Origin of the sequence: Nibrella viscosa (genome assembly GCF_039541875.1) — a bacterium.
Taxonomy (GTDB): domain Bacteria; phylum Bacteroidota; class Bacteroidia; order Cytophagales; family Spirosomataceae; genus Nibrella; species Nibrella viscosa.
The window spans coordinates 440,457-455,641 of sequence record NZ_BAABHB010000002.1 but is presented as its reverse complement, the minus strand read 5'-3'; the positions used below and the strand labels follow the sequence as shown (position 1 = coordinate 455,641).

Here is a 15,185-nt window from a genome sequence, read left to right as displayed (position 1 = left end):
GGTAGGCTACAGGCCTTCTACGGTAAATACATCAATGGTTGTGGTGCGGAAGTTGCGGGTGCGGGTAAACACGGCCGTTCCATTGCTGGACCCTTTGCTGTCGGTATTGCCTTCGATAGTCTCAAAGCAGTCGCCAACTACGCGGGTAATAATGCCGGTATGATACCAGTCGTTCAGGTTGGGATATCTCAGCAAAAACACATCACCCGGCAACACCTGCTTTGGGTTACTCCGCACCGATTTGCTGTCGGTGAGCCGTCCGTTTTGCCTGCCCGCCATGGCCACTACATCGCAACTGAGCGAAGCAGGCATGATGGCCGTATAGTCGCGCCCGGCACCCGACGCGGCCAGGTCCAGCACCGACTGCACAAAGCCCATGCACCATTTGAACGGTGAGCCCTCGTAGCCATCGCAATAACTGCGCACCCACGGACCCAGATTCTGTTCCTGCGCCGACTGGAGTTCGGTAGCCCGCTGCCGCAGGTGGATACGGGCGTAGTGGAGAATACCCTGATGGATAGATGCCGGCCCGGCAACCGGAGGTGCCTGGAAAGCCATAGCCAGTGGTTCGGCCAGGCGATGAAACAACTCCGGTGTCACCACACCGGTTTGTTTCTGGCCGATAGCCTCCTCAAAGTTACGCACGGCCCGCTCGGTGGCACTACCGAACTTGCCGTCTACCGCCGTAGCCGTTACGGCCTCCGGAAACCGCAACGGAGTCAGGCACAGCCACTCCTGAATGCGTTTGACAACCGGACCTTCGGCTCCTTTTTTGCAGGTGTCGGCCAGGGCCAGTTCGTTTTTGAAATGGGTTTTCTTCATAGGTGTAGCAGGCAGGATTTATACCTGCAATACTACACGGTTTAGGCATGGAAGCGGAAAATGGCTTAGCAAAAGGTCAGCGCGCTAGTCGTCATCATCCGTTTTGGCAATCCGCACAAACGCTCCGCGCCGGGGCGCGGGCATCACCGACTGCTCTCCTTTGACGGCCTTCCAGATTACTTCGCTGAACTCGTAATCATCGAGCGTATCGGCATAGCGCAGGTCAAATTTTTGTGAACGCCGGGCCGGTTCGTTCCAGGCGGTGTTTTTGGCTTCCAAATCTACCTGAGCCGGGCGGTGGGTGTAGGGTCTCAGATCAGGCGTATTGGTGAAACAGGCAAACATGGGCGTAGCGGCCGCGTCGTACTGGCTCATCGGCGGCAGACCCAGAATCAGCTCCATTGTCCGAAGCATACTGGAAGTCGAGTACATGGTATGCTCTACGTGCCGCCGTTTGGTATAGGGGCTGATGACCAGCGCCGGCGACCGGTGGGCATCCACGTGGTCGGGACCGTTCTGGGCATCATCTTCCAGCACAAACACAGCGGATTCTTTCCAGATGGGGCTTTTAGACAGGTACTCGACAAAAAGCCCCAGGGCCAGGTCATTGTCGGCTACATGAGCAAAGGGGGTTGGTGCCCCAATGCGGGCTCCGCTGGTATGGTCGTTGCTGAAGCGTAACGAGTTAAACCGGGGCACGGCATTAATAGCCAGCAGGCTATCGAAATCTTTTTTCCAGGCCTCAAAGCGGGTTATATCCTTTATACTCAGGTCGTAGGGCGGAAAAGCCAGCGCCATATGGCCTGTCAATGCCGACCCTTTCTGTTTGGAGTACGCCATAAACTCGCCGTAGCTCCGGTATGAAATGCCTGCCCGCTGGCAGTAGTCCCAAATGAATCCCTTTTTGGGGAAAGCGGTCCGGCGGCTCCCCTCAAAATCGTAGGTACCGCCCCGGCCGCCATAGCTCATCGGCCAGATTTTCTCGACGTAGTCGGTGGCGTAGGCGGCCGTCGACCAGTTATGGCCGTCGGCGCTGACTTCGGCATCGACGTAGAAGTTATCGAGCAACACAAACTCCCTGGCCAGTGCGTGGTGGTTGGGGCTTACCTTTTCCGGAAACAAACACAGGTTCGGGTCGCCGTTGCCTTCGGGCATATCCCCGAAAATCTGGTCGTAGGTGCGGTTCTCCTTAACGATGTAAAATACGTATTTGATGGGTGAGCGGTCCGCTGTTGCGGGGTCTCCTACCCGGCGCGGTATGGGATTATTGGCCTCGCCGGCCGCCTGTTTTTCTTTGTCTTTGGTATACGGCGTATTCCGATACACGATTTGTGATGTAGCTGCCAGATTCCCCTGGTCCGGCATCTCGAACACAGACAACGTTCCGGTAAACAATCCGCCAATATGCTGCGTATCGGGTTCTCTCCGCTTCGCCGGGTTAGGTCCGTTTGGGTTGGGCCTGGAGGTAAAGCCCTTGCCGTTAGCCACCAGCACTTTTTTCCCGACCACCCTGACGGCTGTCGGGTACCAGCCCGTTGGGATAAAGCCCTGTGAGCGACTACGACCAACTCGGGTGATGTCGAACAAAACCAGGCAATTATTATCGGCATTGGCGACTAACAAGGTCTTTTCGTCGGCGCTGAGTGCCAAAGCGTTTGGTGTGCTACCGGCCGGTGCATCCGGGTACAGGGCCGTCACCATAGTTTCGACGACCCGGCGGGTTTTCAGGTCAATGACCGAAACGGTATTGTCATTGGCATTAGCGGTAAACAGATACCGGCCGTTGCGGGTAATGAGCATATCGTTAGGATGGCTGCCAACTGGAATCTCGCCCGTGATGCGCTGCTGCGCCGGGTTGTAGATCAGTACTTTTTCGCCACCCCACAGCGAGATGTACAGCTCCTCCGACACCGGCGACCGCAGGCAGGTGTACCCTTCAGCGGGCAGCTTAATCCGATTACGCACCTGTTTGGCAGCTACATCACAGACGTAGAGCGAGCTGTCATCTTTGGTGGTTACGTACACCGTGGTGCCTTTGGCATTCAGTTCGAGACCAGTTGGCCAGATGCGGTTGGGCCACGGCTTGCCCAGCGAAATAGAATCGGCTTTGGCCAGTTGGTTGCCAGCTACGTTGAAGATGACCACCTGATTGTCATTCCCACCCGACGCATACAGCCTGGTACCATCGGGGCTGAACCGCAGCCCCAACCAGGCTTTTTGAATCTCAATCTCATCCAGCACTTTTTCGGTCGCAATATCAATAAGCTGAATGGAGTGTTTAGCGTAGCCGTTGTTCGTTACCGCCAGCAGTTTCCGGGATGGCGAAACGGCCATATTCAGCGGTAAATCACCCAGCGGCAGCGAGCGGCCGTAGGGTGTCAGGCTCCAGCCGTTGGGCAGGGTAACCCGTTTGGCTTCCAGCGACTGAAATGCTTTCTGTTCGCGGGACGCGTTTTTTTGAGCCGGTGCCGTAAAGGGGAGCAGGCAAAGAAGCAGGTAGCGAAGGCGCATAACGTGAAGGTAAGGTTAGTGGCCTTAAAGGTACTGCTTAACCAACACGGCTGTATTATGAATTTGTAAATCTTAGTCAAGCCCGCTTAGCTGACCAGTTCATTATTGGCTTCAGCCGCGTCGTCGGTCAGTTTTGTCAGAAAAGACTGCGTCAGTTCCGTTTCGCTGGCGCTGCCGGTTGTGCGCTGGGATCCGATGCCGCCCGGTGCGGGTAAGAGGGCGTTGACCAGGAACGATATATCGGTGGTCAGGCCCGGGAATATACCGTGAAATACAGAAGCCAGTTTGGCCGGGAGGGTGAGGATCAGTTCGGCCTGGCCGTAGCGGCAGGCGTCGATGATTTTCCGGGCGCTTTGCTCGGCACTGAGGGCCAGCAGCGGCAAAGAGTCGCCAATTTTGAACCAGGCATACTCCTTCTCGTTTTGCCCTTTGATGATGGCGTGGCGTGGACTGCCGGTGCGCATCAGACCGGGGCAAACAGTGGTTACGTAAATACTATCTTTCATCACCTCGGCCCGCAGCCCTTCGGAGTAGCCGACCAACGCAAATTTACTGGTCACGTAGGGTGCCAGATGCGGTACCGGGACTTTGCCGCCAAAGGAAGCAATGTTCACAATACGACCAGCTTTTCGCTCCCGCATCTGGGGCAACACCTCGCTGATGGTATGGTAGCAGGCCCAGAAATGTGTTTCCATCGACTGCCGGAAATCCTCTTCCGTAGCGTGCTCCAGCGGAGTTACCGTGATAACCCCGGCATTGTTGACCAGCACGTCGATTAGGCCTAACTCCTGCTGTACCCGCAGTATAAATGCCTTTACTTCCGATTTATTGGTCAGGTCGCACACAAAGGCAAACACCCGGCCACCGTACTGCTCCAGCTCAGTCTGGGCCAGGTCGAGCTCCTCCTGATCGCGGGCGCAGATGGCCAGGTTGGCACCCTCCTGGGCAAACTGCCGCGCCATTACCAGCCCCAGGCCGCGTGAGCCGCCGGTGATCACCACCGTTTTCCCGGAGAAATCTGTTTTACGCTGTTGCCGGATAAAGGTGCGGGCGGCAATTACAGCCCCAATGCCGGCCAGTCCCCACCATAGTGCCGATACACCGGAGGTGCCGTTGTTCTCAGATGAGCTCATGTCGGTTTCGCGTTTGGTTTTCATTCGGGCAGTCATACCCTTTTCTGGAACCGCTACGCAACCGGAATGTTACCGAAATTTACGCCATACTGAGTGAATGGTTTTATTAATTTGCGTTATCTACACGCAAAGCATGTCCAATCAACCCGATACCGACCCGGCGAAAATGCCCGACGCCCCCAACCCGGTGCTGGAACGCCGTACCGTTGAGAACAGTAACCGAAATCTGCTGAAGTACCTGAAGCCCGGCCTGTCGGTGCTGGATGTCGGGTGCGGCTCAGGAGCCATTACCCGCAGCATCGCCGAAAAAGCAGGCCCATCGGGCCGGGTGCTGGGTATCGACCCCAGCGAAAGCCTGCTGGCACAGGCCCACCGGAATGCCGCCGGTATACCCCAGCTTACGTTTCAGCAGGCCGACATTTATACGTTTGAGACAGCGGAGCGTTTCGACCTGGTCACCTGCGCCCGCACGCTGCAATGGCTGGCCCGGCCGCAGGATGCTCTCGTCAGGATGAAGCAACGGCTAAAACCCGGCGGCCACCTCGCCATTCTGGATTATAACCACGAGAAAATCCGGTGGACGCCCGACCCACCGGAGGCCATGCAGCAATTCTACAGGGCATTTCTGCAATGGCGGGCCGATGCCGGTTTCGACAACGCCATTGCTGACCACCTGGCAGACCTGATGCGCACCATCGGCCTGACCCATATCCATGTTGAACCGCAGTTTGAGACCACGCACCGCAGCGATCCAACCTTTGCCGTCAGCAGCCGGCTCTGGTCGGAGGTGGCCGAGATCCGGGGGTCGCAAGTAGTCGAAGCGGGGTATATTACGGAAGCAGACCGGCTGGAAGCCATTAGTACTTACGACAACTGGATTGCCACCGTGGGCGAGTCGATGCAGGTATACCTGCTGGCGGTTGAAGCGCAGGGGTAATTACTATTCCTGTAAGCAAAACCCCGCAGTTGTCGGCTGCGGGGCTCAAAGCAGGACATTGGCAAACTACTTTTTCGGGCTGGTCGCGTTGAGCAGCGGTACGCCTTTCTGGAAAGCATGATTGAAAACATGGTTACCAATGGCCGTTATGGGTCGCCAAAGATTAAAGTGATATTTACCATCAAACACGGCGATGTAGGTATCCGAAAGGGTTACATGCAGCAGGGCAAACAGCCGGGCGTACGCCCAGGCATCCAGCGGTTGCCCGGCGGCCACCATACGCGCAATCCGGTTCCAGCCTATTTCGGCGTTTTCCAGCCAGAACAGACCAATCTGCGTTTGATCAGGCGTGCGAGTCAGGCTGTTGGCTGCGCCTAAGGCCTTCACCTCGTTATAGTCAGCCGTATATACCGGACTGGTGAGCACATGGGGCACTTCAACCGGCCGAAACTGAGCACCCGACGTGAGCACCCAGCCATTAGCCCTCGACAGGAGAACCCTAATACTCAGGCCCTACAATTTGAACCTTGTTTATCTTGTCGCCCAGCGCTTTGCCCATCGCAACCGAAATATCCTGCGTAAACTGGTAGTGCAGGCCTCCGTAAACCCTCGACACAGCAGTCTGTGTCAGCAAATCGGACAGCGAGTTATACTGCCGGGCCGGCAAACCCCGCCAGGCATAGGCATTATCCGTGACCGGTATATCACCGAACTGGCGTATTAATACCTCAATCACGGGGCCATAGAGGCTGATGATCCCGGAGGTATACTCCGGATAAGGTGGATTGATCAGAAAAGACGACCAGCCCGCATCAATGTGTCGCCGGATGTAGGTAACCGGTCTGATCAGGTTATACTGATATTTTGCCCGGAAGAAAATAATAGGCCCGTCTTTCATGGCTATCCCGGTTTTGGCATACACCTCTACCGCCCGCCAAAGACCGGCCTGCTGACTTTCCAGTACGCTGGTGACAATCGACAGCAGATGATAAGGAGCCGGCAGGCCTGTTCCCGGACCGCCCGCATCAGCCCACCAGTTGGCAATGGCTTTCTGCTCGACTGTCAGGGCGTTTCCAACGTCGTACACTTCTTTTACCGCTTTGTAGAACGCAGACGAAGGGTCTTCCGAATACGGGAAGGGTAGCGGAGGTGCCGTCGCCGTCAGGCTGTACGCCAGGAAAGGTCTTGAGTACTGTAGATTAGCACCGATCGGAGCCGCAAAGGCAGGCGGAGTAGGCACCCAAGCCCAGGGTTCGTTCAGCGGGACATAGCCCGGACTGGCCAGCGTGAAGTTATCGGTCGTAGACCACTGGAAGATAGCCTGGGCAACGGCCCGTCCAAAGGCCTGCGAGCGCTGCATCACCTCGTTGGAGGTCGTTAACCGCAACTGGTTATACGTAGCCGTTTCCATGGAGTCGATGCTGGCTTTCGCTGCCGTACTCAGGCTGCCCAGAAACAGCTTGAACATACTGGCCATGGCTGCGTTGGCAGACTCGGCCCACAGGTAATCCTCCGACATTTTCGCCTTGGGCATATCGGGCATCTGGTACAGTCGTTTCGCTAAACTGGATGCGCCGTTAATACCCGGCTGTACGGATTCATAAAGACCTACCCCAATGTATCCAAAGGCTCTGAACTGAGCCAGCACCACCGGCTGCGGAGCTTCGCGTAGTTGCAGCCGTTGAATGAGTTTATACCAGTTGTAAACAACATCGGCTCCTTCATCACCCGGCTTTGCCGGTTTTCGGGCTGCTTTTGGAGACAAAGACTCCGGCAACTGAGCGACCTCCTGACAACTGGACAACGTACACAGTAACAGGAATACAACCCACAGTTTACCGTTAAAACTGTGCCTGATCGGACGTATAAATCCGTGTTTCATTGTCGTAACAGATTTTGGTTAAAGGATGTGTTAACGCTATCAAACGTATAGGACACCGTTCTAAAAATCTATTACCAGTGCGTAGCCTGCTGTAATCCTGAGTTAGTTTCCGGTTTGGGTGAGTAATTGACGTTCAGACGGCAATGTGTAATACCACGCGGGTGCCACAAGGTTCGCCCAACGCATCGACCAAATCCACGACCTGCATAGTAGTTTCTTTACCGTGTAATTCGTTGATGAGCTTGATGCGGTGCGCAGTGATCTGCATGCCCAGCGACTTGCGCTTAGTTGCCGATTTGCTCTTCAGTTCGGCCGCCCGCCTGCGTCCTATGCCGTCGTCTTCAATGTTGCACACCAGCATGTCCCCGGCCATGTCCAGGCTGATTCGTATATGACCCGGTTCTTCTTTGTGCATAATCCCGTGCCAGATGGCATTCTCCACGTACGGCTGAATCAGCAGCGGGGGAATCTCTACTATATCCGGCTCCACCTCCGGACCGATGGTAATGCGATAGGTAAATTTATTGCGGAAGCGCAGCGACTCCATGTCCAGGTAGAGCCGCAGGGCTTCCAGTTCATTGTCCAGAGTGACCACCGTCGAGTTGGAGTTGTGCAGGATCAGCCGGATAAGCCTCGAGAACTTGGCCAGGTATTCCGAAGCCGACTCAGGTTCGTTTTTAAGAATAAAGGTGTTGATGGAGTTGAGGCTGTTGAAGATGAAGTGGGGGTTCATCTGCGCCCGCAGCGCCTGCATCTCCATCTCCGAGAGTTTCTTACTGAACGCTGCTTTCTGCTGCTCTTCCCGCCGGATTTGCTCCACCCGATAGCGAAACGCGTGATAACCCAGACTAAGCACGGTGGCAATCATCAGCGACACAAACCACCAGGTGCGCCACCAGGGCGGATGGATGATGAGGATGATACTGGCTGCAGCCGGGTGCCAGGTTTTATCATCCCGCGTTGCCTGTACCCGGAACTCATACTGGCCGGGTGCCAGATCGGTGTAGTTGACCTGCCGGCGACTGCCGCTGTAAACCCAATCAGGCTCCAGACCTACCAACCGATAAGCGTACCGATTTCGGGCCGGCGCATCAAAATTGACGGCGACAAACTCAAACGAAAGAAAATTTTCGTCATAGTTCAGTTCAATGGGTCCCTCCGGCAAGGGGCGGCTTTGCTCCCGCACGGCGTAGCCGGTGATATGCACCGGAAGCTCAACCGGTGCGGGCTCTTTGAGGCTATCCGGATAAAAACTGAAAAAACCGCTGCGGGTACCGAACAGCAATTTACCCTGATGATTATAGGCGCTATTTTCCATAAAAAAGCGTACTGTGGGTAAGCCGTCATTGTCGTTGATGCTGCGAAAGGTACCGGTTGCCGGGGTAAAGCGTGAGAGGCCATAGTCAGTACCCAGCCATAAATTCCCCCACTGGTCTCCTAAAATGCCATTGACCCGGTTGCCAAGCAGCCCGTGCCGGGTAGTATATTGGGTGAATAGACCGGTTCGGGGATCGAACCGGTTCAATCCGCCACTCCGGGATCCAATCCAGAGTAGACCCTGGTGATCCTCGTACAGGCAGGTCAGATCATGGTTGTATTCGGCCCGGCGATACTGCGGCTGAACGTGCGTGAACCGACCTGTTTGCGGATTGAACCGGCTGAGCCCTCCACTGGTGGTAAGCCACAAATGGCCTGTCTCACTGATTAACAGATTTCGAATATCTCCCGGAACAGAACGGCTAGGGTCTTTTGCGTCCATTCGATAGTGCGTAATGGCTCCGGTTGCCGGATTAAAATACGCAAGCCGGGGCTTCGGCGCCGGTAAGCCTGTTGAGGGCGAAATGGTACCTTCGTAACCGGCCAGCCAGAATTTACCGTTCTTATCCAAACAGATACGCTGTATGAAGAAGTCGCAGAAAAACCGGGAAAACTGACCAGTGGTTCGGTTTAACCGGTAAAGATTGGGGCCAACGCCTACCCACAATTGCCCTTGACGGTCTTCGCAGAGCGACCAATTCCGTCCAGCCAGCCTGGCCATATCCACCTTCGGGTCAATAACTACCTGCGTTAACCGATGAGTCTTTGGGTTGAGCCGAAACAGTCCGTTCACTTGATTAACCACCCAGATGGTGCCGGTATGGTCTTCCAGAATGGATAGAATAACGTTTTCCTGACGGTAAAAGGGGTACGGAGCCGGCGTAATCTGGTGTCGTTCGAACGATGCAGGAAGCAGGGAAGTCCGGTTTATGCCCACAATGGTACCCACCCACAGATTCTCCATACGATCCTTATAAACGGTAAGGATATCGTTTGTAATGAGGCTTGTTGGCATGGCGAGATTAGAACGAAAGGTAATCACCTGATGGGTTCTCGGATTAATACGCTGGAGCCCTCGTTTGGTGGCCAGCCACAGGTAGCCGTCGGCCTCATACACGCTATTCCGTTCCATGGGATTGCTCACTAATCCCATGGGGTTATACGGGGTGGCAGTCCGGCTGTTGCCGCTCGTATCTGCCCGGAACAGGCCGTCGGAAAGCGTTCCGATCCAGGCGGTTCCCTGGGCATCAATGTGGACAGAATTAGCGCTAAGCTTTTTACCGGACGCTGACACCAGCGGCAACCAGACCAACCGGTGGGTCTTCAGGTCGAACCGCCAAAGTCCTTCTGAATTTATACCCCAAAGTTGATGCGGGCTGATTTTCTGCATAAAATCAATCAGCTGCCCTTTTGGCGATGTATACAACACGTACCGCTGAGTGACCGGGTCAAAACAGGCAAGTCCAGGCGTACAGTTTAGCCAGAACCTGCCCTGCTGGTCCTTAAAGATAGATGTAGCGTAATTCCAGTCTCTGGAGCGACCAGAGTCTACGGGATAAACATTAATTTCGCCGGTACGTTTGTGGAGCTGATGCAGACCACTCCCATTGGTTGGGAACCAAAGATGGCCTTTCTGATCTTCCTCGAAACTAAAAATACGTCCGGAGCTTATGGTCAGGCCGGAATCCAGGGCATCGGTCTTGTTTTTGTAGAGGGTAAAGGTTGTTCCGTCATACCGGGCAAGGCCCTGGTAAGACCCAATCCACATAAATCCCTCCTGGTCCTGGTACAGACCAAATATGACCCGCAGGGGCCGTTCGGGATTAACGGCATGATACTGAAACTGAAGGCTATCCGGCTGGGCGCAGAGTATCCGGCCACTGATAACCAGCAGCAGGCAAAAATGCGGTAAGCATCCTTTTTCTCTCATGGTAACACCAGCCGGCTCAGCCGAAGATTTTCAGCAGGGCGTCTTTGCGGCTGCGGGATACATTCACCGACGAACTATCGCTCATAATCAGGTAGCCGCCCTCCCCCCGCACGTAACGCTCAATTTCGTTCAGGTTGACGAGGTGCGAATGGTGCACCCGCAGAAACGAGTGACCTTCCAGCAATTCTTCAATGTCTTTCAGGGTACGGGCCACCAGGACTTTACGACCATTTTTGAGATAAACATGGGTGTAGTTGCTGTCTGACTCACAGCGGAGAATATTGTCGACCATCACCAGTTCAAAGCCTTCCAGCGAGGGTAGGGCAATCTTTTGCAGGCCGATGGGTTTACCCGCCAGCCGCTCCAGCAAAATGTCCAGTTGCTGATTCACGGGATGCACCGGGCGGGACTGCACCTTGGCTACAGCTTTGACCAGTTCGTCTTTTTCGATGGGCTTCAGCAGGTAATCCAGCGCACTGAACCGGATAGCCTTGATGGCGTAGGCATCGTAACCGGTGGTGAAAATAACCTCAAAGGGTATCTCCGGAAACTGCTGCAACAGTTCAAATCCGTTCATCCGGGGCATCTCCACATCCAGAAACACCACGTCGGGATGGTGCTGCTCAATGGCGTTGAGCCCCTCGGCCGCCGATGAGCAGGCGGCCATTAGTTTCACCTCCGGGCAGTACTTCTCCAGTTGAATCGACAGCGATTCCCGGCAGTGTTCTTCATCGTCGATCAGAATTGCTTTTATCATGGCCTGAGGTATTTTCTGATGTATTATACCGCAATGTGTAAGACCACGCGGGTGCCGCAGGCTTCCCCTGTCGCATCTACCAGATCGACTATCCGCATGGTGGTTTCCCTGCCGTGCAACTCGTTGATGAGCTTGATGCGGTGAGCCGTTATCTGCATCCCCAGCGACTTACTCCGGGTGGCCGATTTGCTCTTAAGTTCAGCCGCCCGCCTGCGCCCCACGCCATCATCTTCAATGATGCAGACCAGCATATCATCAGCCATATGGAGGTTGATGCCGACATGACCAATTCCCTCCTTGTGCATCAGGCCATGCCAGATGGCGTTCTCTATGTACGGTTGTATCAGCAGCGGAGGGATTTCAATTACATCGGTCTCGACCTCCGGATCAACCTCAATAGCGTACGTAAACTTGTTCCGGAAGCGCAGAGACTCCATGTTCAGGTACAGCCGTAGGGCTTCCAGTTCATTCTCCAGGGTAACCACCGGCTGACTGGAGTTTTGCAGAATAAGCCGGATTAACCGGGAGAACTTGGCCAGATACTCCGAGGCCGATTCGGGATCATTTTTCAGGATGAAGGTGTTGATGGAGTTGAGGCTGTTGAAGATGAAATGGGGGTTCATCTGCGCCCGCAGCGCCTGCATCTCCATCTCCGAGAGCTTTTTGCTGAACTCCGCTTTTTGCTGTTCCCCCCGGCGAATCTGCTCTACCCGGTAACGGTACCCTGTATACATCAGACTGAAACCCGTAGCAATTGCCAGGGTAGTAAACCACCAGGTGCGCCACCAGGGTGGATGGATGATAACTACCTGCGACACCCCTTTTTCGTTCCAAATGTCATCGTTATTAGCTGCTTTCACCCGGAACGTATAAGTACCCGGCTTTAGGTCTGAGTAACTCACAAATCGCCGGGTGCCGCTGTAGACCCAGTCTTTATCAATCCCCTCCAGCCTGTATGCGTACTGGTTCTTCTGCGGAGCATGGTAGTTGATGGCTACGAATTCGAAGGCCAAAAAGTTACGGTCGTGAGGAAATTCAACCGGACCGGCGGGTAACGGCTGGGCTTTCCCCATGACCTCAAATCTGGTCAGGTAAACCGGTGGGGGGGTTGGATTGTCCGGCAGGCTGTCGGGGTGGAAGATAACCGCGCCATTGGCTGTACCAAACAACAGCCGGTCACCCCGACGGTATACCGCCCGTTCGCGGAACTCATTGGCGGGCAAGCCATCATGAATGGTGTAGGTGCGGGCCGTTCGGGTTCGGGGGTCAAACCGGCAAAGCCCCTGGTCGGTACCAAGCCACAGATTCCCTTTGGCATCTCCGATGATGCTAACAATCTGGTCACTGGGTAAGCCATTGTGAGTAGAGTAAAATGTAAATTCGCCGGTGGCAGGGTCCAGCCGGTTCAGGCCCCCCACCACTGTTCCGGCCCAGATAATGCCATCGGCATCTTCATAAAGTGAAATGGCATCTCTGTCATTGATGTGTCTCCTATCAAACGGATAAGTGGGTGTATAATACGTAAACTCGCCGGTCTGGGGGTTCAGCCGGTCAATTCCAGCGCCCAGGGTACCTATATAAATATCGCCGGTACGACTTACGAGCAGGTCTCTTGGTGTGGAGTTGTTTACACCGATATACCTTTTCCGGTCTGTCGAGGAACCTACTTCTTTCCTGTAAGCGGTAGATTGACCGGTTTGCGGATCAAAACAGGCAATGTATCCACCCCATTCACCCACGACCAGCCAAAGTTTACCCCGGTTGTCGGCAACAATTTTGGTGACAGGCATATCGAATGGATAATGGGTGCTTGTACGGCGGGTTTGATCAATGAGGGTTAAACCGGTTGAGGAACCAACCCAAAGCTGTTTTTTAGCATCTTCATACAAAGCCGATATTTCTTCTTCCGGTGAGAGATGCTTGTTCTGATACGCAACCACTACAGGAGTAGCCAAGCCTGAGGCAGGCGCTAATCGATAAAAGCCAGTACTGTAGGTCTGGCTAAACGCCTTTCCATCTCTACCCAGCCAAAGTGTACCCTGTGCGTCTTCCAGCAGCGTACCGACATTATTTTGAGGCAGTGAACTCGTAGTGGGCGTTACTTGCCGCATTTGAAACTTGCGGGCGTACGATAAACTCTTGCTGATGCCCTGGTCGGTGCCGATCCATAAGGTGCCTGACCGATCCAGATAGACGCACGATATGCCGTTGGAAAACAGACCACGGGCCTGAAGTTCATGCGTAGTCAGCGTGATTACCTGGTCGGTTCGGGAATCAATGCGTTGCAGACCTTCTTTAGTGACAACCCACAGAAAGCCCTGCTGGTCTTCGAAAAATCCCTGGTCGTAAGCGCGGATACGTTGGTGAATAATACCATTTGGATTGTACCGGACAAACCGGGGTGTGGCAAGCCGGGTGTCCATCCTGAAAATACCTTCTCCTTCGGTACCCACCCATAGAAAGCCCCGTTTATCCAAATGAAGGGAGGCTACATAAGGCTGTTTGGCTAAGGTGGAGTCCAGAACGATAGGCGTAAAAGCACCGGTTTGCGGATGGAATTGGTAGAGACCCGTAACCCCGCCCGTCCACATCCTACCCTTCTGGTCTTCCAATATTCCGTATAACCAACTATTAAAGGAATGCGGGTATTTTTTGAACTCTTTTGTATCCGGATTAAAGCGTAGGATGGCACCGTCGGCGGTGAGCCAGAAAAGTCCCTTCCGGTCTTCGTAAATTTTACAAAGGATATTGGAAAAATTAAGCCGGATGGGCGGAATGCCAAACGGGGTAATCTCACCCGTTTGCTTATTTATCAGGATAAGCCCCGCACCGGTAGCTACCCAGAAGCGCCCGGACCGGTCCTCATGGATATCAACGGCCATACTTCCCTGCATGCTGTGCTCGGGGTCCTTAGGGTTGGGTTTGAAGACGGTAAATGTATAGCCATCGTAGCGATTAAGCCCATTCCAGGTGCCAAACCACATGAAGCCCTCCCGATCCTGATACATACACCGAATGGTATTGTTCGACAGGCCCTGTCTGTCTGTCAGCTGCTCGAATTGGATTGGCTGAGCAAAGCTTCTCTCATAAATCCCCGCCAACAACAGCGTAAAGGTCAGGAGCCGCGAAAGTATTGACAACTTCATGAACAGAATGGGGCAGGCTTTTACGGATAAACTAAAATACACATTTTCAAAATAATATGGCAACAACCGCACAGGATGCGGTTGTTGCCGTAGCTATGGTTAGTTGGTCCTGAAATTGGCTGTTGATGCCATAATGTGTATACCCATCAATCAGGTGATGTGACCGTAAACACAGACCCGGTGTAATTTTGGCCGTTAACGAAGATGCGAATGGCGCCACTCCGCGCTCCGGCTGGGACCTCCACAATCAGTTCCCGAGTAGATGCCGCCTTGACGGCCGTTGCCGGCGTGTCGCCAAACCAAACCTGATTGTCGGAGGCTGTCAGGCTGAAGTGCTGGCCGTACAAACGCACCGGCGTACCGACGGCACCGCTCAGCGGCAGCATGTACCTGATGCTGGGTGTCGTTTCCTGATTCAAGTTGAATGCAGGTTGCTGACCGGCTTGCGGAGTAATTGACATGTTAGGCTCACAGGCGCTCATTAACAGAACAGTAGCGAACAGGAACAGGGCAAAGAAGTTGCGTGAGGTTTTCATGGCTTTGACTGGTTTGTGTTGCTTGATTGTTGAGTCAAAGCTAGCCTCCGCCCGACCCGGAACCTATGCCGACTGAGTAGCTGACGGGAGTCGCTTAGCCGCTTACTGAAAATGGGAGTAATTGGCGTTGCTCAAACCCCTGCCAGGGGTTTGGCGAACAGACTCCAAGCCGGACCTTACCTGGCCTGGCCCCAGCAGGGCCTTCCTTCAATAG

10 protein-coding genes are annotated in these 15,185 nt (G+C 54.3%); 1 reads left to right on the top strand and 9 read right to left on the bottom strand.

Annotated elements, in window-relative coordinates; genetic code table 11:
• Nucleotides 1-6: 6 nt before the first annotated feature.
• From ABD931_RS06490 to ABD931_RS06480, 3 genes are all read right to left on the bottom strand, one after another.
• Nucleotides 7-822, bottom strand: a complete 816-nt coding sequence (locus tag ABD931_RS06490; RefSeq protein WP_345265153.1) for a peptidoglycan-binding protein — start codon at nucleotides 820-822, stop codon at nucleotides 7-9.
• An 84-nt stretch (nucleotides 823-906) separates the two neighbouring features.
• A complete protein-coding gene (locus ABD931_RS06485) occupies nucleotides 907-3,333 on the bottom strand; it encodes a beta-propeller fold lactonase family protein (protein ID WP_345265151.1) in 2,427 nt (808 codons plus the stop codon).
• A gap of 86 nt (nucleotides 3,334-3,419) precedes the next feature.
• The gene (locus ABD931_RS06480) at nucleotides 3,420-4,466 is read right to left on the bottom strand and encodes an SDR family NAD(P)-dependent oxidoreductase (RefSeq protein ID WP_345265149.1); all 1,047 of its coding nucleotides are present in this window, start codon (nucleotides 4,464-4,466) and stop codon (nucleotides 3,420-3,422) included.
• A gap of 133 nt (nucleotides 4,467-4,599) precedes the next feature.
• Here ABD931_RS06480 and ABD931_RS06475 point away from each other — a divergent pair, with 133 nt between their 5' ends.
• Nucleotides 4,600-5,403: a class I SAM-dependent methyltransferase gene (locus tag ABD931_RS06475; protein ID WP_345265147.1), complete on the top strand. Its 804-nt coding sequence runs from the start codon at nucleotides 4,600-4,602 to the stop codon at nucleotides 5,401-5,403.
• Between the two features lie 66 nt (nucleotides 5,404-5,469).
• On the opposite strand, the gene ABD931_RS06470 is transcribed toward ABD931_RS06475, so the two are convergent.
• From ABD931_RS06470 to ABD931_RS06445, 6 genes are all read right to left on the bottom strand, one after another.
• Nucleotides 5,470-5,874, bottom strand: a complete 405-nt coding sequence (locus tag ABD931_RS06470) for a vanadium-dependent haloperoxidase (RefSeq protein WP_345265145.1) — start codon at nucleotides 5,872-5,874, stop codon at nucleotides 5,470-5,472.
• Nucleotides 5,875-5,902: 28 nt separating this feature from the next.
• Nucleotides 5,903-7,285 (bottom strand): vanadium-dependent haloperoxidase, encoded by a 1,383-nt coding sequence (locus ABD931_RS06465; RefSeq protein ID WP_345265143.1) that lies wholly within the window; start codon nucleotides 7,283-7,285, stop codon nucleotides 5,903-5,905.
• A gap of 133 nt (nucleotides 7,286-7,418) precedes the next feature.
• A complete protein-coding gene (locus tag ABD931_RS06460; RefSeq protein WP_345265141.1) occupies nucleotides 7,419-10,532 on the bottom strand; it encodes a sensor histidine kinase in 3,114 nt (1,037 codons plus the stop codon).
• A gap of 16 nt (nucleotides 10,533-10,548) precedes the next feature.
• Nucleotides 10,549-11,289 carry a LytR/AlgR family response regulator transcription factor gene (locus ABD931_RS06455; protein WP_345265139.1) on the bottom strand — a complete coding sequence of 247 codons (741 nt, stop codon included), beginning with the start codon at nucleotides 11,287-11,289 and terminating at the stop codon, nucleotides 10,549-10,551.
• Nucleotides 11,290-11,312: 23 nt separating this feature from the next.
• Nucleotides 11,313-14,435 carry a sensor histidine kinase gene (locus ABD931_RS06450; protein ID WP_345265137.1) on the bottom strand — a complete coding sequence of 1,041 codons (3,123 nt, stop codon included), beginning with the start codon at nucleotides 14,433-14,435 and terminating at the stop codon, nucleotides 11,313-11,315.
• Nucleotides 14,436-14,581: 146 nt separating this feature from the next.
• Nucleotides 14,582-14,971: an IPT/TIG domain-containing protein gene (locus ABD931_RS06445; protein ID WP_345265135.1), complete on the bottom strand. Its 390-nt coding sequence runs from the start codon at nucleotides 14,969-14,971 to the stop codon at nucleotides 14,582-14,584.
• Nucleotides 14,972-15,185 lie beyond the last annotated feature (214 nt).